Raw genomic sequence first — 21,249 nt, 5'->3', positions numbered from 1 at the left:
TCGGCATCGGTGCGACGCCCCCGAGCACCATTGGTGGCCCGGCACGGGCCATGCAGAGATTGCAGAAATTAAATCCTACAGAGGCCCGTAGCGGCCCGTCCCAGATGGCTGCACCGAGGAGCGACATGACCGGTTCCAAAGGACCCCGACAGGCCTCACGCGGCTGAGGCTCCGCTCGGATCGGGGCGCCCACCGCCGCCCCCCGCCACGGGCCGACCGAGCCATTGCCCTCGCAAAACCCGGGGCTCGCGCCCGTGATCCGCTGGAAACCGTCCACTGGACGGTTTCCCGGGCGCGGATCACCCCTCGATGCGGGTGAGGTCGGCGACACCGCCGCAGACCTGCCGGATGCGGCCCAGAAGGTTCAGGCGATTGCGGCGGATGATCTGGTTGTCGGTGTTGATCTGGACCGCCTCGAAGAACGCATCGATCGGGGCGCGCAGATCCGCCATCGCCGCCATCGCCGTGGCAAAATCCTCGGAGGAAAGCGCAGGGGCGATAATCGCCTCGGCCCGGTCGAGCGCGGCGAAAAGTGCCTTTTCCTCGTCCGCCTCGGCAAACTTCTCGTCGGGACCGAAGGAGTATTCGACCCCGTCTTTCTCTTCTGCCTGGGCGAGGATGTTGTTGGCACGGCGGAACCCCTGCAGCAGGTTCTCGCCCTCGTCGGTGCCCAGCACCGCGCCCAGAGCCTCGGCCCGGCGGACGAGTCCCACGAGGTCGTCGCTGCCCGGCATCGCGAGGCAGGCGTCGATCACGTCATGCCGCAGGCCCGCGTCGCGCAGGTGCACCTTGAGACGGTCATGGAAGAAGCCCAGAAGATCCGCCGCGATCTCGGGCGAGGGTCGCGCGGGATCGCCCGGTAGCCCGGCCCCGCCCGAGGCGAGCTCTTCGGTCAGCAGCCGGTCCGAGGTCTGCGCCAGGTCGGACGCCTCGTCGGGATTGCGGCCCAGAACTTCGAGAAGCGGCAGGCGCAGCCCGTGGGCCAGGCACAGCCGGATCACGCCCAGCGCCGCGCGCCGCAGGGCAAAGGGATCCTTCGAGCCGGTGGGCTTTTCGTCGATCGCCCAGAAGGCGCGCAGCATCTCGATCTTGTCGGCCAGCGCCACGGCCTGCGTCACCGGGCCTTCCGGCACCTCGTCCGAGGGGCCGAGGGGCTTGTAATGGTCGCGCACCGCATCCGCGATTTCGGGGCCGAACCTCGCGGCCTGCGCATAATAGCGCCCCATCACGCCCTGAAGCTCGGGGAACTCGTAGACCATCTCCGAGGTCAGGTCGGCCTTGGCCAGCCGCGCGGCCTCGGCCGCGGTGTCGGGGTCGGCGCCGGTCACGGGGGCCAGCCGCCGCGCCAGCCGCGCGATCCGCGCACTGCGGTCGGCGACGCTGCCCAGCCGGGCGTGGAAGGTCACCTGCGACAGCGCCTCGAGCCAGGGCGCCATGCCGTCGCGGGCGACCCGCAGGTCGTTGTCCCAAAAGAACTTGGCATCGGCCAGCCGCGCGGCCAGCACGCGGCCGTTGCCGGCAAGGATAGTGGCGCCGTCATCCGCGGTCTCGCGGTTGGCCACGGTGATGAAATGGGTGATCTGAACATCGTCCCCCGCGGCCCCGGGGGAGCGGACGCTGAAGAACTTCTGATGTTCGCGCATCGAGGTCTGAAGCACCTCTGGCGGCAGGTCGAGGTAGTCTTTCCCGATCGCCCCCATCAGCACCACCGGCCATTCGACAAGTCCCGCGACCTCGGCCAGCAGCGCGCGATCCTCGACCACCTCGCGCCCCGCGGCGAAGGCCAGCGTATCGGCGTCGGCGCGGATCGCCTCGGCCCGTTCGGCGGGCGACAGAACGACATAGGCGCGCCGCAGCTTGGCGGCATAATCCTCGAATCCCGAGACCGAGAATTCGCCGGGGCTCAGGAAGCGGTGGCCCTCGGTCACATCGCACGCCCGGATCCCGTCGATTTCCAGCGGCACGATTTCAGCGCCGGCCTCGTCCGACAGCAGGCACAGGATCCGGTGCAACGGCCGCACCCAGCGCATTTCGCCAGCGCCCCAGCGCATCGACTTGGGCCAGGGAAAGCCGCGCACGACGGTTTCCAGAACCTCGGCCACGATGTCGCGCGCAGGACGCCCGGGCCTGCGGATCACGGCGAAATAGACCTCGCCCTTCTTCTCGGACCGCGTTTCCAGATCCTGGCGCGCAAGCCCGGTGGAGCGCAGGAAGCCCTCGATCGCCTTGTCGGGGGCATCGACGCGGGGGCCCTTGCGTTCCTCGGTCTGGGCGGGGCTTTCGGCGGTCAGCCCCTCGACCGACAGCACCAGCCGCCGCGGGGTCGAAAAGGCACCCGCCGAGGCGTAGGTCAGCCCCGCCTCGACCAGCCCGTCTGTGACGCGGCGTTTCAGGTCGTCGGCCGCACGCCCCTGCATGCGCGCCGGGATTTCTTCGCTGAAGAGTTCGATCAAAAGGTCGGGCATGATTATTCCTCGCGCGGGGGACAGGCCTCGCCCACCGGGTTGCCGGCATAGTCGAGTTCGCCGCAGTCATTGAGCTGGTGCCACGCATAGGCGCGGCCGTCGTTGAAGACGGCGATCACCCGGTCGACGCCGTAAGAGACGTTGTGCTCGCCCAGGAAGGCCATCGCCTCGCCGCTCTCCAGCGCCGCCTCGACCGCGCCGGCATCGAAGCAGTCGAACCAGGGCGGCGCGGTCAGCGGCTCGGGATTGTCGTAGATCTCGTAGGTTTCGGTCAGCGTCGGCTGCGACAGAGGGAGGCGGAAGCAGGCGCGGTAGCGCAGGGGCGAGCTGTCGGCGTCGATCGCCTCGAAATCCTCGGCCGGCATCGATTCCGGCTGACCGGTCGCGACCGGGGTCATGCGGATCGCGTCGGGGGTGAATTCGACCTCGTCGTAGAAGGCATAGACCTGCAGATAGTAAAGCGCCGCACCGGCGACGAGCGCGATCCCCACGATGGATCCTCCGAGAAGCTTGCCGTTCATGACCGGACCGGATCGCTGGCGATCATGCGGAAAAGCCCCCCGCCTCGGTCAGCAGGTAGGCATCGGCACAGGCCTTGGCCAGCGCGCGCACGCGCCCGATGTAGGCCTGCCGTTCGGTGACCGAGATCACGCCGCGCGCATCGAGCAGGTTGAACAAGTGGCTGGCCTTGATGCACTGGTCGTAGGCGGGCTGCGCCATGACGATGCGGCGCCCGGTCTTGAGGTCCAGGGCCGGTTCCGACAGGATGCGGGCGCACTCGGCTTCGGCATCCTCGAAATGGCGCATCAGCATGTGCGTGTCGGCCACGTCGAAATTCCAGCGCGCATACTGCGCCTCGGCCTCGCGGAAGACGTCGCCATAGGTCAGCGGGATCGGCGCGCCGGGGTCATTGAAGGGCATCGCGTTGCCGTCGTCATAGCCCAGCACGTACATCGCCAGCCGTTCCAGCCCGTAGGTCAGCTCGCCCGAAACGGGGCGGCAGTCATGCCCGCCGACCTGCTGGAAATAGGTGAACTGCGACACCTCCATGCCGTCGCACCAGACCTCCCAACCCAAACCCCAGGCGCCCAGCGTCGGGCTTTCCCAGTCATCCTCGACAAAGCGGATGTCGTGCAGCGACATGTCGATGCCGATGGCCTCGAGGCTGCCCAGGTAGATCGCCTGGAAATCGGGGGGCGAGGGTTTGATGAGCACCTGGAACTGGTAGTAGTGCTGCCAGCGGTTCGGGCTGTCGCCGTAGCGCCCGTCGGTCGGGCGGCGCGAGGGCTGGACATAGGCCGCGGCCCAGGGCGTCGGCCCCAGCGCGCGCAGCGTGGTGGCCGGGTGGAAGGTGCCCGCGCCGACCTCCATGTCGTAGGGTTGCAGGATGGCGCAGCCCTGTGCCGCCCAGTAGGCCTGAAGCCGCAGGATGATCTCTTGAAAGCTGCGCGGTTTGTCCGCCGGTCCGCCGGTTGCCATGTGTGTCGCCGTTCCCTTCGCGGATCGTCTCCGCACCCGTTCCGGGGGGCCTGCCCCCTCGTGCGGGCACTGCATAGGCAGAAGGGCAACAAGGGTCAATCGCGGCCCCCCGACGCAGGCCCGCATTCTTGACGTGCGCCCCCCATCCGGGGTGATAGGGTGGACGCCGGGGGCGGGCTTCCTTCGCGGCGATTGAACGCGTCAAGAAATACGGACAAAGAATGAGTAGAGTTATCCGGCTGCTTCTTGCGGCCTACACCGTCGGCGCCGCGGGTTTTGTGGCCGGTGCGGCGACGGCACAGGACGTCTGGCTGCAGATCGAGGCGCAACCCTCCCGGGCCGAGGCGGTCGAGGCCGCGCGCGATTACGCCGGCCAGATCGAGGATGTCGCCGGATTCCGGCTGGGCAGCAGCGCGTGGTACGCGATCACCGTCGGCCCGCTGACCGAGGACGCCGCCGCCGCGACGCGCAGCGACCTGCGGCGCCGCGGGCTGATCCCGGGCGACAGCTTCGTCACCGATGGCCAAAGCTTCGGCACCCGTTTCTGGCCCGCCGAGGGGGAAGAGCCCGCCGGCGTCGACACTGCGCAGGCCCTCCCCGATGCGCCGGACACCGAGGGCGACGCGGAGGACGCAACCGCCGATGCGCCCTCGGCCGCCGAGGATGCGCTGGCCGATGCCGTCGTCGCCGCCCAGGACGCGGCTGGCGCGCGCACCGGCGACACTGCGCCGGAAGCCGGCCAGCCCGCCACTGAAGCTTCCACCGGAACCGCCACCGGAACAACGAGCGACACGTCGTCCCAAACGGCGGCCGACACCGAGACCGTGGCCGAGGCGCGCCAGTCAGAACGCGCGCTCGACGGCGAGGCGCGGCGCGAGCTTCAGCGCGCGCTGCGGCGGCTGGGCTTCTACCGCGGCCCGATCGACGGCGCCTTCGGCCGGTCGACCCGCGCCGCGATGTCGGACTGGCAAACCGACGTGGGCGCCGACCCCACAGGCGTTTTGACCACTGCGCAGCGCGCCGCCCTGGCCCGGGCCTACGCCGCCCGCGTGGAAGAGGAAGGCCCCGCCCCGGTCTATGAAACCGTCGCCGAAGCCCGGCAGAGCGAGGCGGGCCTGAGCGGCGAAGAACGCCGCGCCCTGCAGCGCGCGATGCAGTGGGCGGGTGTCTACGACGCCGCCATCGACGGCGCCTTCGGTCGCGGCACCCGCGCCGCGATGGGCGACTGGCAGGCACGGAAGGGATATGACGTCACCGGCGTCCTGACGACCCGCCAGCGCGACGAGCTGATGGCGGACTACAACGCCATCCTCGAAGGCCTCGGGCTCGACCTCGTGCGCGACGATACCGCCGGGATCGAGATGCGGATGCCGACCGCCCTGGTCGAGTTTTCCCGCTACGAGCCGCCCTTCGCCCATTACGATGCCATCGAGGACGGCGCCGCCTACCGCGTCCTGCTGATTTCGCAGGACGGCGACGGCGACACGCTGGCAGGGCTCTACGACGTCATGCAGACGCTCGAGATCGTGCCGCAGGACGGCCCGCGCGACCGCGACGACACCGTGTTCCGGCTGGAGGGGCAGAACGCCGACTTCGTCTCGCATACCGAGGCCGGGCTGGTCGACGGGTCGGTCAAGGGCTTCACGCTGATCTGGCCGCGCGGCGACGAAGAGCGGCGCGCGCGGGTGCTGGACGAGATGCGCCAGAGCTTCGCGCCGATCCCGGGCGTGGTGATGCCCGACCGCGTCGGCGCCCCGGACGAGACGCAGCGCGTCGATCTACTGGCCGGCCTGCAGATCCGCCGGCCCGAGCTGTCGCGCTCGGGCTTCTACGTCGATGCCGCGGGCATGGTGCTGACCACCTCGGACATCCTGGGCTCTTGCGGGCGGATCACGCTGGACGAAGCCGTCGAGGCCGAGATCGCGGCGCAGGACGACGCCAGCGGCCTGGCGCTGCTGCGGCCGCAATCGCCGCTGTCCCCGAGCGATTACGCCCGCCTTCAGACCGCGACGCCACGCCTGCAGAGCGAAGTCGCCGTGTCCGGGTTTTCCTACGAAGGGGTGCTGGGCGCGCCCAGCCTGACCTTCGGGCGGCTGGCGGACCTGCGCGGGCTCGACGGGGCGGACACCGTGCGCCGGCTCGAAGTCGGAACCCAGCCCGGCGACGCGGGCGGCCCGGTGCTCGATGCCACCGGCGCGGTCCTGGGAATGCTTCTGCCGCGAAACGAGGATGGCGGTCGGGTCCTGCCCGACGGCGTGTCCTTCGCCGCCGACAGCGACACAATCGCCGCCTTTCTGGGGCGCGAGGGTGTGCAGGTGTCCGAGGCCGAGGATCGCAGCACGCTCAACCCCGATCAGCTGGGGCGCAAGGCCGGCGGCATGACCGTGCTGGTCAGCTGCTGGGACTGACCGCCCGCCGCGTCAGGCACCCGGCCGATCCGCCGGGAAAACGGCACCATGAACAGGGGCATCGCGTCGGGCGGTGCCCCTGTTCCGTTCGGGCGGCTGTTCTGTCCGGTCGGGTCGGAACGGCGCGCTGCCGCTGCGTGACGACTTACGTCAACGTCCCCAAAACGTTCTGATGAGGGGGCGTAGACCGCGCAGCCAGGGGCCTCGGCCGGCCTAAGAACCTTTCCGGAAGACCACTCCGCCGCGCCTCCCGCAGGGTCGCGGGTCGCGCCCATTCGGTCGGGCCCCGACTGCCGCGCCGCCCGGGGCTGCGCCTCAGGTCCGCCAGAAGGTCAGGGTAAAGAGGACGTAGACCGCCATCAGCTCGAGCCGCCCGACGATCATTCCGCCGATCAGCAGCCACTTCGCCGTGGGGTTGATCGCGGCGAAATTCCCCGCGGGGCCGATGATGTCGCCCAGGCCCGGGCCGATATTCGCGATCGCCGTCGCCGCGCCCGTCAGCGAGGTGGTGAAATCGAGCCCCGTCAGCGACAGCAGCACCGACAGCACCCCCAGCGACACGACGAAGAGCACGAAGAAGGCCATGACCGAGTTCAGAACCTCGTCGTCGACCGGTCGTCCGTCAAAGCGCGGCGTAAACAGCCCGTGCGGCGAATGGATGCGCTGGATCTGGGCCCGGATCGACGAAATCAGGATCTGGTAGCGGAAGATCTTGATCGAACAGCAGGTCGACCCCGCGCAGCCGCCGACCAGCCCGACGGTGAAGAAGACCACCATCGCGAAGGGCCCCCAGAGCTGGTAGTCGACGCTGGCAAATCCGGTGCCCGACATGACCGAGGTCGCGTTGAACACCGCCTCGCGCACGCTCTCCTCGATCCCGCGGCCCAGGAACGCGACCTGGTAGCCCGCCAGCAACAGCACGACGACGAGGATCACGGAGATGAACGCCCGCACCTGCGCGTCGCGGAACAGTGGTCGCCCGTGTCCGGCGATCACCTGGATGTAGCGGACGAAAGGCAGGCTGGCGAGGATCATGAAGACCGAGGCGTAGTATTCCGGCGCGCCCTGGAACGCCCCGAAGGAGGCATCACGGGTCGAAAAGCCGCCCGTCGACATGGTGGTGAGCGCATGGTTGATCGCGTCGAAGCTGGACATCCCCAGTGCCACGTAGCCAAGGAAGCAGACGAAGGTCAGCACGACGTAGATCCACGAGATCTGGGCCGCGATCTCGGCCGCGCGGGGCAGGATCTTGCCCATCGTCTCGAAGGCTTCCGAGCGGAAGATCTGCATGCCGCCAACCCGCAGTTCCGGCAGGAACACCATGGCGACGACGACGATCCCGATGCCGCCGAACCATTGCAGCATCGAGCGCCACAAAAGGATGCCGTGCGGCAGATCGTCGAGGCCCGAGAACACGGTCGAGCCGGTCGTCGTCATGCCCGAGACGGCCTCGAAGAACGCGTCGGTCACGCTGGCGTCGGTTTCGCTTAGCACGAAGGGGATCGCGCCGAAGATCGGCAGCACGATCCAGACCGCGGTGGTCAGAAGAAAGGTCTGCTGGATCGACAGCCGTTCGCTGGTGCCGTTCGCACAGGCCAGGGCGAGAAGCGCGCCGGTCAGCGCGGTGATCGCCGAGGCCTCGGCGAAGTCGGGCCAATAGCCGTTGCGCACGACGATATCGACGGTCAGCGGCACCAGCATCGACAGGCCCAGCGCGGTGACCAGAAGCCCGATCACGTAGCCGACCGGACGCAGGTCCAGCGCGACGGGGCGGGATCGGCGGACCGCGCCGCTCATGCCGGGGGCTCGGGCTGGGCGACGGGGGCGCCGGCGGCGTCGAAGAACGGCGTGTCGCGGTGGCGCCCGGCCAGCCGCGCGGCGATCCCGCGCGCGACGACGCCGCCCACCACCGCCGCCACGTTACCGCGGCGCGCCCTGGGACGCCCGGTCAGCGGCGCGGTCGCGGCATCCGGAAACAGCCGGGCCCGGCATCGCCCCGCGGCCTCAGGGTCGGCCGCGCCGGCCAAAACGATCCCGACGAAGGGAACGGCCCGCGTCGGCGGCGTGCCCGCGAGCGGGGTGTTGCAACAGGCCGCGAACCACCGCAACGGGCCGCGCTGCGTCATCCGCAGGCAGGCGATGCGATCGGCACCGCGGGTTATGCTGACCAGATCCGGTGTGGTGTGATAGACCTCGGTGCCGCCGGCGGGGTCGAGGATCTCTCCCCTCCCCAACCGGTGGGCATAGCCGCGGCAGTCGGCGCAGTAGCAGGTGCAGCGCATCCCCGGCCCTTCGGCCACGCGCACCGCCACCGCGCCGCAGCGGCAGCTCAGGTCGATGGGTCCGGGCATCGGCGGCGATCTCCTACGAAGCTTCCGCCTGCCTAGCACCGCCGCCCACGCGCATCTAGCCCGGGTGGTGCAGCGTCGAGAAGAGCTGCGGATCGAAGGACAGCTGATCGAAGGTCGCCCCCTCGGTCAGGACGCTGACCGCATCGTGGCTGTGCAGGCTTTCCTGGTGGCTGGCGATGATCCGGTAGTCCTGGATCCGCGCATCGCCCTGAAGCTCCTGCGCGAAAAGCCGGGCGGCATCCTCGACGAAGATCGGGTTGGCGCCGTTCAGTTCGGCAAAGGCCTGCTCGTCCTCGCGCTTGACCATCACCTGCGTCTCGGTCGGCACCGCGGCGCGGCAGTGGTCGATGATGTCCTCGAACCACAGGGTCTCGCCCGAGGTGTCCGCCGCGACCGAGATCCGCGCGACCGAGCGCTGCGAATGCGGGGTGGCCAGCTGGCCGCGATACTGCCGCGCATGCTCGGACAGTTCCAGCGAACAGGGGCAGGTCGAGGAATAGACGTAGTCGAGATGGGTGATCTTGTGCCGTACGCCGCCACGATCCACCAGTTCCAGCGCGATGTCGTAGTACTGGTAGCCCTCCAGCCCCGACCGCAGCGAAGGCCGCTTCATCGGGAAGGAGAATCGCATCTGGATCCGCGCGTCGAGACTGCCCAGGTCGGACAGGTAGTCGTCGAGCGCGGCTTCGATCACCTCGAAGGAAAAGGTGCGTTCGGCGTGCCGGTAGAAGGACCGCATGATGCGGCTCATGTTGATGCCCTTCTTCTCGGCGGCAAGGCTGACCGTGCCGGTCACCGAGGTTTCCAGCGTCAGGTCGTCGCCGTCGCGGGTGTGGAACCGGATCGGCAGGCGGAAATGCGAGATCCCGACATGCTGGATCAGCCGTCGCGCGCCGCGAATCAGCGATTGCGGCCCATTCTGCAGATCGGGCAGCGTGGCGCGATAGGCATCGTCGACCTCGAACCCCTCGGGGTATCGCCGGGACAACTCGGGATAGTTCGGCAGCGGCCGGTCGGGCAGCAGCCGGCTGATCGCCGGGTCCAGGTCGGCCACCTCTTCGGGCGTGGCCGTCTCGGCCCAGGCGCGCAGGCGGCGCAGCGCGTCCTCTGCCTCCTCACGCTTGGGCGTTTCGTCGAAGTCTTTGGAATAAACGTTCATGTCAGTCCCCCGTCCAGGGAGCCATGATAGGTACTCTTAAGGAAAATTCCTACAAATTACGGAGGCAGGGACGGGTATGCTCCTTGTCCTTGCTGCAAAAATCTCACGCAGACGTATGTGGGCCGGTCCGGGCGTCCTGCGGCAGCAGGGCCCGGACCGCGATACGATCATACCGCGGAAAGCGCGTTGCGGAAATCCGCGATCAGGTCGGCGGTGTCCTCGATCCCCACCGAGATCCGCACCAGACCGGGGGTGATGCCCAAAGTCGTCTTCTGGTCCGCCGGCAGACGCTGGTGGGTGGTCGTCGCGGGATGGGTGGCAATGCTCTTGGCATCCCCGAGATTGTTCGAGATCACGCAGATCGTCAGCGCGTTCAGGAACCGGAACGCGGCCTCCTGCCCCCCGGCAAGGTCGATCGACAGCACCGTGCCGCCCGACCCGGTCTGCGCCTGTGTCAGCGCGTGTTGCGGGTGGTCGGGCAGGCCCGGATAGATCACGCGGGCGAGCCGTGCGTCGCCGTGCAGCGCCTCGGCCAGCTTCTGCGCGCCCTCCGCCTGGGCCCGCACCCGCAGGTCGAGCGTTTCCAGACCCTTGAGCAGCACCCAGGCGTTGAACGGGCTCATCGCCGCGCCGGTATGCTTGAGATAGGGCTCGGCGGTCTTGCGGATGAACTCGCGGCTGCCCAGGATCACCCCGCCCAGGCAGCGGCCCTGCCCGTCGATATGCTTGGTGGCGGAATAGATCACCACGTCGGCCCCGAGCGCGATGGCGTTGGAATAGATCGGCGTGGCAAAGACATTGTCGGCCACCACGAGCGCGCCTGCCGCGTGCGCGATCTCGGCCACCGATTTCAGGTCCACGACCTCGAGCGTCGGGTTCGACATCGTTTCGAGGAACACCGCCCTGGTGTCGGGACGCACGGCGGCGCGCCAGGCTTCCAGGTCGGTGCCGTCGACAAAGGTGACCTCGACCCCGAAGCGCGACAGCACCTCTTCGAGGATGTAGAGGCACGACCCGAACAGCGCCCGGGCGCTGACCACGTGGTCGCCCGCCTTCAGCATCGAGGTCAGGGCGCCACTGACCGCCGCCATGCCGCTGGCGGTGGCAAAGGCGTCCTCGGCCCCTTCCAGCATGGCGATACGCTCTTCGAACATGCGCACCGTCGGGTTGCCGTAGCGCGCATATATGAACTCGTCATCGCCTAGCTGCTGAAACCGGGCCTCGGCCTGTTCGGCGGTGTCGTAGACGAACCCCTGGGTGAGAAAGATCGCCTCGCTCACCTCGCCGTACTGGCTGCGGCGGGTGCCGCCGTGGACGAGCTTGGTGCGCGTGTTCCAATCGGTCATGTTCCGTGCCTCCTGCCGCGCTGCCGGCACCACGACAGGTGGCCGCCGGAAACGAAAAACCCCCGGATCGCCAGAGCGCCGGGGGTCGTCACGACGATCCCTGACCTCTTTAGCGGCATGTTTAACGTGGCCCGCAATCCGGTGAACAAATCGCCACGATGCCGGCGGCATAGCCCCGTGCAATCGCCGGGTCAAGCCACGGTCGGCGCAATGTCGGCCCAGCCGGGCCGGGACGGAATGGGCCGCGCCGATCCAGCGCCGGACCGGCGTACCCAGCCCAGCCGCAGACGCGACAGCCCCGCACCGTCACGGAGCCGTAATCCAGGCTTCATGCCACCGTCTTAAGCTTCCGCGACAAGGGACGCACAAGATGTTGGGGTCAGCACGCATGCCGCTTCTTGCCGTGAATGCCAGTGACGAGATCGGCGCCATCGCAGCGCGCCTCGCCCCGCATCTGGCCGCCACCCGCGGCCCCGTGATCGTGATGGTGCACGGCTTCAAGTATACCCCCGACATCTCCGAGCTGTCGCCGCATGCCCATATCCTGTCCCTCGATCCCCGCCCCTCGGGGCCCCGGGCCGTCTCCTGGCCGCGGCATCTGGGGTGCGGGCGGGGCACCGTCGGCGCGCCCGACGCGGCAGCCCCGCCACACCGCCCGACCGCCCCCCGCCCCCGGACCGGTGACGACACGGCCGAGCCGCTCTGCATCGGGTTTGGCTGGGACGGCGGCGGGTCGCTCTGGCGCGCCTGGCGGGCGGCGGCGCTGGCAGGTGGCGCGCTGGCCCGGCTGGTCCGGCACCTCCACGCCTGCAGCGGACGCCCGGTGCAGATCATCGCCCATTCGATGGGGGCGCGGGTAGCCTTGCGCGCCGCGACCGCCCTGCCGCCCGGGTCCATCGGGCGGGTGGTGCTGCTCTTCGCAGCCGCCTTCCGCTCGGACGCGCGGCGGGCGCTCGACAGCCCGGCAGGCGCCTCGGCCGAATGGCTGAACGTCACCAGCCGGGAAAACGACCTCTTCGACTTGCTTCTGGAATTGGCGCTCTGCGCGCCCGAGCGCACGCTGGGCGCGGGTCTGAAGCGGCCCGCCGGTAACTGGCTGGACATGCAGGTCGATGATCCGGCGACGCTGAGTGCCCTGGCGGCACTGGGGCACCGCGTTGCCGCGCCCGAGCGGCGCATCTGCCATTGGTCGGGCTACCTGCGCGCCGGCCTCTTCCCGCTCTACCGCCGCGTCCTGTCCGGGGATCCCGCCCTGCCCTTCTCGACCCTCCGCGCGGCCCTGCCCCAAAGGCAGCGCCGTCGCTGGTCGCGCCTCCTCGCCCCGCCCGCATCGCTGCCCACGCTCTTCGTCCGGCGCGCCTGACCCGCCACAGCGGCTCGCCCCCCGTACGACATCCCTCGCGCCCCCATCTTCTTCTCTTCAAAAATACTCCCGCCGGAGGCGTCCCCCGGCGGGCCCACCCCGTACCACGCCGGGCGGCCCGGCCCCGATCTGCCACGAAGCGCGCCCCCTTGCGCCCCGCGGCCCTTTGCCCGAGCCTTGCGCGCGACACGCCACAGAAGGAAACCCCATGCCCGCCCCCATCGACCTCTACTACTGGCCCACGCCCAACGGCTGGAAGATCTCGATCGCGCTCGAAGAGATGAGCCTGCCCTACGAGGTGAAGCTCATCAACATCGGCGCGGGCGACCAGTTCGCGCCCGACTTCCTGAAGATCGCACCGAACAACCGCATGCCCGCGATCATCGACCCCGAGGGCCCCGACGGCGCGCCGATCTCGATCTTCGAATCGGGGGCGATCCTGCAATACCTCGCCCGCAAGACGGGCCAGTTCACCGGCCCCGGCGAACGCGGACGCATCGCGGTCGACCAGTGGCTGATGTGGCAGATGGGCGGCCTGGGGCCGATGGCCGGACAGGCGCACCACTTCCTGAAATACGCCCCCGCGATGGATCCGCCGCAGGACCTGCCCTACGCAAAGGACCGCTATCGCACCGAAACCGGGCGGCTTTACGGGGTGCTCGACCGTCAGCTGGCGGAAAACGAGTATGTTGCGGGCGATTTCTACTCGATCGCCGACATGGCGATCTGGCCGTGGGCCACGCTCTGGGAAGGCCAGCAGCAGACGCTCGAGGACAAGCCCAACCTCGCGCGCTGGCTGAAACTGGTAGGCGACCGCCCCGCCGTCCAGGCGGGCAAGGCGGTGGCCGAGGAGAAGCGCAGCGCGACGCAGGACAAAAAGGCGCAAGAGGTGCTCTTCGGCAAAAGGTAGCGCCCGCGCAGGGCGGCGCCCCCGGGGCCTGCCTCGGGCGCCTTCGCAACGCCACGGATGGCCCGTTACCCGCGGGCCATCCCTCCCCCTCGACCGTTACCAGTCATCCATATCGCGTCAACCGTCACCCCTCGTCGGGGTCCGAGGTGCCGTGATCGCGGAAGAGGCGGCTTTGCGTCATGAAGAACGCGAAGATCGCGAGCGTCAGGCCAAAGGTCTTGAACGTCACCCAGGCATCCGTCGACATGCTGCGCCAGATGATCTCGTTCAGCACCGCGAGGGCCAAAAAGAAGAAACACAGCCGCCGCGTCAGGATCATCCATCCCTCGGAATCCAACGGGATCATCCCGTCCATCACCAGCTTCAGCCACGACTGCCCGCGCAGCAGGCCGATGCCCAGAAGGCCGCCAAAGATCAGGTAGATCAGCGTGGGCTTCATCTTGAAGAACCGCTCGTCGTTCAGCCACACGGTCAGGCCGCCGAAGACGACGACCAGCACCAGCGTCACGATCTGCATCTTCGACACGCTGCCCGTCAGCCGCCACAGCGCCAGCGTCGACAGCGCAAGGATCGGCACGAAGGCCGCGGTGATCAGCACGAAGCCGGAATAGGCCGTGCCGCCGATCACGAACTCGCGGTCGCGCAGGGCGATATAGCCCAGAAAGAACAGGACGACGGGCCCGAGGTCGAGCGCCGTCTTGAGTTTCGGATTGATCTGCCGTTCGGCCATGTCTCGCCCTTCTCAGCCACCGAATTCTACTATCACCGCGCCGGCCGCGATCAAACCCATGAGGACCATCCGCCGCGGCCCCACGGTTTCGCCCAGCCACAGCCAGCCGATCAGCGCCGCGAAGACGATCGAGGTTTCGCGCAGGACCGCCGCCTCGCCGACCTTGTCGAGCCGGGTGGCCAGCATGACCGATCCGAAACTGCCCCATGCCACCAGCGCCCCCACCAGCCCGCGTGCCAGCAGCGGCCCCGGTGCAGGCGGGGCCGTCATGGCGCGGTAGCGCAGTGCGGCGATGATGGGAAAATCCAGCGATGTCAGAAGGAAGAACCAGGCAAGAAAGGTGAAAGGGTCGGGCGTCAGCCGGATGCCGTAGGCGTCGTAGGTCGTGTAAAGCGCGACCATCGCGCCCGTTCCCACGGCCAGCAGCAGCGCAGGCCGCAGCGTGTCGCGCCCGACCTCGACATGGCGCAGGTTGTAGGCGGCAAGGCCGAAGATCCCGGCCAGCAGCACCCCGACCCCCAGCCACTGAAGCGGGCCAAAAACCTCGTCGAAGATTACCCACGCGCCGAAGACGGTGAAGAGCGGCCCGGTGCCGCGCACCACCGGGTAGACCACGGTGAAGGCCCCGCGCGACAGGCTCGTGGCCATCCCGAGCTTGTAGATCAGGTGGATCGCCATCGCCCCGGCCAGCACGCGCCACTCGGCCCCCTGCGGCCATGGCACGAGAAACAGCGCGACGGGCGCCGACAGCACGACGAGCCATCCGTCGATCGCCCCGCGCGACAGCCAAGGGTCGTGGCGGCCTTTCTGCAGCGCTCCGAAGACCGCGTGCAGAAGGGCCGCCAGAAGCGCCAGCCCCATGGCGGCACGATGCCCGGCAACCGTGCCGTCGAGGTTGATGATCAGGTCGCTCACGCCGGAACCGCCCGGTCACCGGCCCCGCGCGAAAAGGCAAAGCCGCAAGGCACGGGCCGCGGGCCGGCGGTGCAGGCGACAGGCTCGCCGCCCCGGGGCGCAGAGCATCGTGTCGCGCAGCGCAGGGGCGTGCCTACGCCGGCTTCCTCCGTGCCCGCCGCATCGCGCCCGGTCGCCCGGGCCCGCGGGTGACCGGGCGCGACGGGGATGACCGGCCCGGCGCCCCTGACCCTGCGGATCACGTGTCGAGGCCGGTCAGCGCGCGGGCGAACTCCTCGGGGTCGAAAGGGGCGAGGTCGTCGATCTGCTCGCCCACGCCGATGGCATGGATCGGCAGGCCGAACCGGTCGGCCAGCGCCACGAGGATGCCGCCCTTCGCAGTGCCGTCGAGCTTGGTCATCACGAGGCCCGAGACGTCGGCGAGCTTCTGGAACGTCTCGACCTGACTGATCGCGTTCTGTCCCGTCGTCGCATCCAGCACCAGCAACGTGTTGTGCGGCGCGTCGGGGTTCTTCTTGCGGATCACCCGGACGATCTTGGCCAGCTCCTCCATCAGGTCGGCGCGGTTCTGCAGCCGCCCGGCGGTGTCGACCAGCAAAAGGTCGGCGCCGTCGGCCTCGGCCTTCGTCATCGCGTCGAAGACCAGGCTTGCGGGATCCGTGCCCTGGTCGGCCTTGAGCACGGGCACGCCCGCGCGGTCGCCCCAGATCTGCAACTGCTCCACGGCCGCGGCGCGAAAGGTATCGCCCGCAGCGATGACGACGGACTTGCCCGCGGCGCGGAACTGGCTGGCGAGCTTGCCGATGGTCGTGGTCTTGCCCGAGCCGTTGACCCCCACAACCAGAACCACCTGCGGACGGTCGGGATAAAGCGGCATCGGGCGGGCGACCGGCTCCATGATCCGGCCGACCTCGGTCGCCAGCAGGCGCTTGATCTCGTCGGTCGACAGGCGTTGGCCGAACCGGCCCTCGGCCATGTTCGCGGTGACGCGCAGCGCGGTGTCGACACCCATGTCGGCGGTGATCAGCAGCTCTTCGAGGCTTTCCAGCATGTCGTCGTCAAGCGTGCGGCGCACGACCTGACGATCGGGCTGCCGTTCGGATTGCCGCCCGAAGAACCGCCCCAGGATCCCGCCGCGCGGCGCGCCCTGCGGCGTCTCGGGCGCTGCGGGCACTGCAGACTCGGTGGGGGCGCGGGCCGTGGGCGCGGCGTCGGCGGTCCGGGGGGCCGGTTCCGAGGGCCGCGCCGGCGTCGGCGACGTCGCGGGCATGGCCGCAGGCGCGCCTGCGCCGGCGTCCCCGGCACCCGACGGCGCGGCTGACGGCTGTGCGGGCGGGGTCCCTGCAGGCCGGGACGGAGTGCTTGGGCTCGACGTTGCCGGGGTCGGGGTCGACGTTGCCGAGGTAGGGGGCGTGCCGGGCCCCTCGGGCGGGGTCGCGGGCGTGGCGGGCGGCGTGGGCAGTTCCTGCGGCCGCTCGACCGGGGTCTCCTGCGGCGTGCTGCCGGGTATCTCCTCGGGCCGAGGCGCGGGCGCGGGGTCCTGCGGTGCCGGAAAGGGGTCGGGTGCCGACGGTGGCGCGGGAGCCGGGGTCGGTGCGGGCTCGGGCGCCGGATCCGGCACGGGCGCCGGTTCGGGTTCGGTCGCCGGTTCGGGCGGCCTCTCAGGCAGCCGCTCGGGCTCGGGTGTCTCGTCCGGCGTGCCGCCCTCTTCGACGATGGCGTCGAGCCCTTCCTCGATCTTCGATGAGGATTTCGTCAGCCGCGACTTGAGTTTTGAGAAGAACGACATTTCACGGGCCCCCTGCTTTGTCCCTTCACCTAATCGCTCGGGCCGCGGGATGGAAGCCGTCAGGCCCGCCCGGCACGTCGCCCGACCGGGCCCGAGACAACAGCCCGCCGGGCTGCTAAGCCGCAGCCACCACCCCGACGTCCGACTGCAAGGAGACTGGATGCCCCTTTCGCCGACCGCGCCCCCGACGCTTGCGACCGACAGGCTGCGGCTGCGCCCGATGCGGGCCGACGACTGGCCCGCCTATGCCGCGCTGATGGCCTCGGCTCGCGCGCGCTACATGGGCGGTCCCTTTGCCTCCGCCGCCGCGTGGGGCATGTTCTGCGCCGACCACGCGCAATGGGACTTTCTGGGTTGCGGCGCGCTGATGATCGAAGAGCGGGACAGCGGCCGTACCGTCGGACAAATTGCGGTCAATGCCGGGCCGCTCTTTCCCGAGCACGAACTGGGCTGGTGCCTATACGACGGGGCCGAGGGGCGGGGCATCGCCGCAGAGGCCGCGCAGCGGATGCTCGACTGGGCGCGCGACACCGCCGATCTGCCCACCCTGGTCAGCTATATCGACGCGGAAAACGCGGCCTCGCGCCGGCTGGCCGAACGGCTGGGCGCGCAGCAGGATCCCGCGGCGGCGCGGCCGGGCCCCGACGACCTGGTCTATCGTCATTTCGGCGCGCCACGCGGCACCTGACGGCCAAAAGGTCCGCGTTCGGCGCACGGCGCCGCGTGGCTGCCGCCTGCCTTTAGGGCAACTGGCCACCTTGCCCGGGCCTGAGACGGGGCGGCATCGGGCCCCGGCCAATGCCAACCGCCGCTTCTTCCCAAGACGCATCATCCCGGGTCGCGGCCCGCGGACATCGGCCGCTGCGCGGTCCTGCAGACCGCCAAAGACCTCTTCTGCCGACATATCGCGGGGGTCTCGCGGCGCGCATCCCCCGCAGGACCGGCGTAACCTGCGCACCGGCCCGGGCCACGTCGCCGCGGGGGCCCTGCGGCCGCGTGGCGGATCGGCACAGTCTCAGGTACCGGCGGCGCGGGCACACCGACAGGCGTCGCAGGGTGCCGTGGCGGCGGGTCCGGTGCGGAAACGCTCTGATCTCGCGCTTGTCACTGCCGACCGGCGCGGTGTCTGCTATAGACGCGGGCAGAGACTGAGGATCCGCCCGATGACCACGCCCCCCAGCCCGACTGTCCCGCAGGACCGTGCCGCCTGGCGCGCGCATCTGCTGTTCCCCGCGGCGACGCTTGCGCCCGTGCCGGTTCTGGTCGCGGGCTGTCTTCTCGGCGGGGCGTGGAGCCTTGCCGCGCTGCTGTTCGTCACGGTCTTCGCAGGTCTGATGGACCTTCTGTCGCGCCGCATCGACATGGAGGCCGAGTTTCCCGCGGGCACCGCCCTGTCGGTCGTGCTGGGGGTCGTGCACTTTCCCCTTCTCGCGCTCTCGGTCTGGGCGCTGGCGGGCGGTGGACTTGCAGGCAGTGGACTGGCAGGCGGTGAACTGGCGGGCGAGGCCGGAACCGGCTGGCTGTCTCGGCTGGCCAGTTTCGCCGCCCTGGGGGTGTGGTTCGGTCAGGTCTCGAACTCGAACGCGCACGAGCTGATCCACCGTCCCGGCGCCGGGCTGGCGCGGCTGGGGCGGTGGATCTACATCTCGCTGTTGTTCGGGCACCATGCCTCGGCCCACCCCAAGGTGCACCACCGGCACGTCGGCTCGCCCGCCGATCCCAATACCGCGCGGCGCGGCGAGTCCTTTCATCGATTCGCCCGGCGGGCCTGGCTGGGATCGTTCCGCGCGGGCTACCGGGCCGAGGCCGAGCTGCTGGCCCGCGGCGCCACCCGGCGCGCGCATCCCTACCGCAGCTACCTCCTGGGCGCGGTGCTGTGCCTCGGGGCGGCGGCGGGGATTGGCGGCGTGGCCGGGTTGGCGTGGTATCTTGCGCTCTGCGCCCATGCGCAGATCCAGCTTCTGCTGTCGGACTACGTGCAGCACTACGGCCTGCAACGGGCCGAGATCGCGCCGGGAAGGTTCGAACCCGTGGCCGCGCGGCACAGCTGGAACGCGCCGCATCCCTATTCGTCGCGGATGATGCTGCACGCGCCGCGCCATTCCGACCACCACGCGCATCCCGCCCGCCCCTTCACCGCGCTGACCCTGCCGGACGGCGCGCCGACGCTGCCGCATTCGGTCCCGGTGATGGCGCTGCTGGCGCTTTATCCGCGCGGCTGGAAGCGGGTGATGCATCCGCGGCTGGATGCGCTACAATCCGGCCCCGCGGGATGACCCCATGGTGATCACGCGACCTTTCGCCACCCGCCGCCCTGCCATCTGGCAAATCCGATCCCTCTGTGTAACGGTTTCGTCCATGCTGCGTCCCACCGCCCTTGCCTCCCTGCTCACCCTCCTCGCCGCACCCCTTCCCGCCCTCGCGCAGGACGCGATGAGCGCCGCCGAGTTCGATGCCTATACCCGTGGCAAGACTCTCTATTTCTCCAACGGCGGCGTGCCTTACGGGATCGAGCAGTACCTGCCGGGGCGGCAGGTGCTGTGGTCCTTCCTGGAAGGCGAGTGCAAGACCGGGTCGTGGTACGAACGCGACGGCATGATCTGCTTCGAATACGAAGACGGGCTGAGCCCGCAGTGCTGGGAGTTCTACCGCGAGGGTCCTGGCCTCAGGGCGCGGTTCGAGGGTGACCCCGAAGAGACGCTGCTGTACGAAACCCGCTCGGCCGACGCGCCGCTGCAATGCAACGGCCCGATGCTGGGGGTCTGACCGTCGCCCGCAGCGTCTGACGGGCGCCCGCGCCCGATGACCGTCGCCCGCATCCGATGACCGCCCGACCTAAAGCTTGCGTTCGGACACGATCAGGCGCGGGGCCAGCCCGGTGCTGCGCATCAGCGCCGCCGAGGCGCGGTTGAAATCGTGAAAGGTGGCGCGGAACCGGCTGCAGGTCTCGGCCCGCGCCCGCACCTGCGCCTCGCCGATCAGCGCCCGCGCGATACCCTGCCGGCGATGAGCGGGGTCAACGCAGATGTGGTGCAGCGTCGCGATGCGCAACGCCGGGCGCAGCAAGCTGGGCGGCCGGGCCGCGATTTCGCAGATCGCGTAGCCGACCGGGGCGGAAGTGCCGGGCACCTCGGCCAGCAGACCGAAGACCCCCACCTGCCCCAGCCACGAAGCCAGCCAGTCGCGGGCGGCGGCGATGTCGGTCGGCGGCAGGAAGTCGTCGGGCAGATGCGCGGCATGCAGGCCCTGCACCTCGCAAAGCAGCGGCACGAGGGCCGCGGCGGCCTCTGGCCCCGCGCTGCGGATCGACACGCCCATCCTCGCCCTCCGTCCGGTTGCGCCCCTGCGACCCTACAGGCAGGCGGCAGGCAGGGTCGAGAGCGTCCGCGACGCCTCGGCCGGCGGCATATGTGTCAGCAGACGGGTCGCGCGGCCATGGCGCCCGCGTCCACACCGGGCCGGCCTGCCACTTGCACCCCCTCCGCAAGCGCCTGACGGAGCGCACCCAGGCGCACTGCCAGGACGGGCTGCCAGCGTTCGCCGCTGCCTCCACGTTCCGGGTCACGACCCGGGGCGGCCCCTGTGCCGACCGAAGCGGCGTGACGATCGGGGCGGGTTCCGTCCGCCTCACAAGGCCTGACCCCGGCCGGATGACCCGGCAGGGGCGCTAAGCGGAACGCCTGCCGCGGCCTAGAACAGCTCGACATCGCCGCCGGGCGGCGCAGGAGGCGGCGCGGCGCGTTCGTAGGCGGCGAGGGCGGATTCGCCGACCAGCATCTGCTGCGCCTTGCCCCGCGTGGCGTCGAACCGGATCTTGCGCGCCTGGGTCCCGCCCAGCGAGGTGTTCACCACCGGGATCCCTTCATGCGCGAGAAAGGAGATGGCGAAACGCCCGTTCGAATCGCCGATATCCGACAGCCCCTTGATCATCCGCGCGCCGCCAAAGACCTTGGCCTTCAGCCGCCGCTTCTGCGCACCGCCCTTGAGCAGCGCGTTGATCAGAAGCTCCATGGAATAGGCACCGTATTTCAGGCTTGCCTGGTCGGGCTCGGAACTGCGGGCCAGAAGGAAGTGGTTCAGGCCGCCGATGCCCGCCTGTTCGTCGAAGAGACAGGTCGCCACGCAGGAGCCCAGGATCGTCACCAGAATATCCTGCGGATCGCTGGTGACGCGGAATTCGCCCTGAATGACCGGGACGTTACGGGTCGCTGTTGTCATGCCGCCTCTTCAGGGTCTGTCAGCCCGGGCCGGTACGTGGCGGCCGCGGACAGCGTGTCGGATGTGAGATATCCGGCGCCCGAGGGCGCCGGATTGCGGGGGACGGCCCCGTTCGT

General features: G+C 69.7%; 18 protein-coding genes and 1 riboswitch. Of the genes, 6 read left to right on the top strand and 12 right to left on the bottom strand.

Annotated elements, in window-relative coordinates:
* Positions 1-299: 299 nt before the first annotated feature.
* The 3 genes from glyS to EKE94_RS07580 are packed head-to-tail and all read right to left on the bottom strand — an operon-like array spanning position 300 to position 3,944.
* Positions 300-2,465, bottom strand: a complete 2,166-nt coding sequence (glyS, locus tag EKE94_RS07590) for a glycine--tRNA ligase subunit beta (protein ID WP_127905985.1) — start codon at positions 2,463-2,465, stop codon at positions 300-302.
* A gap of 2 nt (positions 2,466-2,467) precedes the next feature.
* Positions 2,468-2,986, bottom strand: coding sequence for a DUF6446 family protein (locus EKE94_RS07585; RefSeq protein ID WP_127905984.1), 519 nt, complete (start codon positions 2,984-2,986; stop codon positions 2,468-2,470).
* Positions 2,987-3,008: 22 nt separating this feature from the next.
* Positions 3,009-3,944 carry a glycine--tRNA ligase subunit alpha gene (locus EKE94_RS07580; RefSeq protein ID WP_127905983.1) on the bottom strand — a complete coding sequence of 312 codons (936 nt, stop codon included), beginning with the start codon at positions 3,942-3,944 and terminating at the stop codon, positions 3,009-3,011.
* A gap of 221 nt (positions 3,945-4,165) precedes the next feature.
* Between EKE94_RS07580 and EKE94_RS07575 the strand changes: the two genes are divergently transcribed.
* The gene (locus EKE94_RS07575; protein WP_235855929.1) at positions 4,166-6,352 is read left to right on the top strand and encodes a peptidoglycan-binding protein; all 2,187 of its coding nucleotides are present in this window, start codon (positions 4,166-4,168) and stop codon (positions 6,350-6,352) included.
* Positions 6,353-6,667: 315 nt separating this feature from the next.
* On the opposite strand, the gene EKE94_RS07570 is transcribed toward EKE94_RS07575, so the two are convergent.
* The 4 genes from EKE94_RS07570 to metZ form a co-directional block, all read right to left on the bottom strand.
* Entirely contained in the window at positions 6,668-8,149 is a 1,482-nt protein-coding gene (locus EKE94_RS07570) for a TrkH family potassium uptake protein (RefSeq protein WP_127905982.1), read from the bottom strand.
* Positions 8,146-8,703 carry a DUF6151 family protein gene (locus EKE94_RS07565; protein WP_127905981.1) on the bottom strand — a complete coding sequence of 186 codons (558 nt, stop codon included), beginning with the start codon at positions 8,701-8,703 and terminating at the stop codon, positions 8,146-8,148. Before EKE94_RS07565 ends, EKE94_RS07570 begins: the two co-directional genes overlap by 4 nt.
* 55 nt (positions 8,704-8,758) lie before the next feature.
* Entirely contained in the window at positions 8,759-9,862 is a 1,104-nt protein-coding gene (gene folE2 / locus EKE94_RS07560; protein ID WP_127905980.1) for a GTP cyclohydrolase FolE2, read from the bottom strand.
* Positions 9,863-10,029: 167 nt separating this feature from the next.
* Positions 10,030-11,208, bottom strand: coding sequence for an O-succinylhomoserine sulfhydrylase (metZ, locus tag EKE94_RS07555; RefSeq protein ID WP_127905979.1), 1,179 nt, complete (start codon positions 11,206-11,208; stop codon positions 10,030-10,032).
* Positions 11,209-11,296: 88 nt separating this feature from the next.
* Positions 11,297-11,375: riboswitch (SAM riboswitch) on the bottom strand.
* A 221-nt stretch (positions 11,376-11,596) separates the two neighbouring features.
* Between metZ and EKE94_RS07550 the strand changes: the two genes are divergently transcribed.
* Entirely contained in the window at positions 11,597-12,571 is a 975-nt protein-coding gene (locus EKE94_RS07550) for an alpha/beta fold hydrolase (protein ID WP_164870855.1), read from the top strand.
* A gap of 208 nt (positions 12,572-12,779) precedes the next feature.
* Complete coding sequence (locus EKE94_RS07545) at positions 12,780-13,481, top strand: glutathione S-transferase N-terminal domain-containing protein (protein WP_127905977.1); 702 nt, start codon at positions 12,780-12,782, stop codon at positions 13,479-13,481.
* Positions 13,482-13,605: 124 nt separating this feature from the next.
* On the opposite strand, the gene EKE94_RS07540 is transcribed toward EKE94_RS07545, so the two are convergent.
* The 3 genes from EKE94_RS07540 to ftsY all read right to left on the bottom strand — a co-directional run bounded on the left by EKE94_RS07540 (position 13,606) and on the right by ftsY (position 16,915).
* Positions 13,606-14,211, bottom strand: coding sequence for an inner membrane-spanning protein YciB (locus tag EKE94_RS07540; protein ID WP_127905976.1), 606 nt, complete (start codon positions 14,209-14,211; stop codon positions 13,606-13,608).
* 12 nt (positions 14,212-14,223) lie between these two features.
* On the bottom strand, positions 14,224-15,126 hold the full coding sequence (locus EKE94_RS07535) for a DMT family transporter (RefSeq protein WP_127905975.1): 903 nt from the start codon (positions 15,124-15,126) through the stop codon (positions 14,224-14,226).
* A gap of 238 nt (positions 15,127-15,364) precedes the next feature.
* Entirely contained in the window at positions 15,365-16,915 is a 1,551-nt protein-coding gene (gene ftsY, locus EKE94_RS07530) for a signal recognition particle-docking protein FtsY (RefSeq protein WP_127905974.1), read from the bottom strand.
* Positions 16,916-17,075: 160 nt separating this feature from the next.
* Between ftsY and EKE94_RS07525 the strand changes: the two genes are divergently transcribed.
* From EKE94_RS07525 to EKE94_RS07515, 3 genes are all read left to right on the top strand, one after another.
* Positions 17,076-17,603 carry a GNAT family N-acetyltransferase gene (locus EKE94_RS07525; RefSeq protein WP_127905973.1) on the top strand — a complete coding sequence of 176 codons (528 nt, stop codon included), beginning with the start codon at positions 17,076-17,078 and terminating at the stop codon, positions 17,601-17,603.
* 475 nt (positions 17,604-18,078) lie between these two features.
* Entirely contained in the window at positions 18,079-19,191 is a 1,113-nt protein-coding gene (locus tag EKE94_RS07520; RefSeq protein WP_127905972.1) for an alkane 1-monooxygenase, read from the top strand.
* Positions 19,192-19,273: 82 nt separating this feature from the next.
* The gene (locus tag EKE94_RS07515; RefSeq protein ID WP_127905971.1) at positions 19,274-19,681 is read left to right on the top strand and encodes a hypothetical protein; all 408 of its coding nucleotides are present in this window, start codon (positions 19,274-19,276) and stop codon (positions 19,679-19,681) included.
* 69 nt (positions 19,682-19,750) lie between these two features.
* Here EKE94_RS07515 and EKE94_RS07510 read toward each other — a convergent pair whose 3' ends face one another.
* Positions 19,751-20,233, bottom strand: a complete 483-nt coding sequence (locus EKE94_RS07510) for a GNAT family N-acetyltransferase (protein WP_127905970.1) — start codon at positions 20,231-20,233, stop codon at positions 19,751-19,753.
* 372 nt (positions 20,234-20,605) lie between these two features.
* On the bottom strand, positions 20,606-21,133 hold the full coding sequence (locus tag EKE94_RS07505; protein WP_127905969.1) for a chemotaxis protein CheD: 528 nt from the start codon (positions 21,131-21,133) through the stop codon (positions 20,606-20,608).
* Between the last annotated feature and the right edge of the window lie 116 nt (positions 21,134-21,249).

The sequence above is a fragment of the Mesobaculum littorinae genome (genome assembly GCF_004011175.1).
GTDB classification, from domain to species: Bacteria; Pseudomonadota; Alphaproteobacteria; order Rhodobacterales; family Rhodobacteraceae; genus Tranquillimonas; species Tranquillimonas littorinae.
Note: the sequence above shows the minus strand (reverse complement) of the source record. Positions and strands in the feature narration are given on the sequence as shown.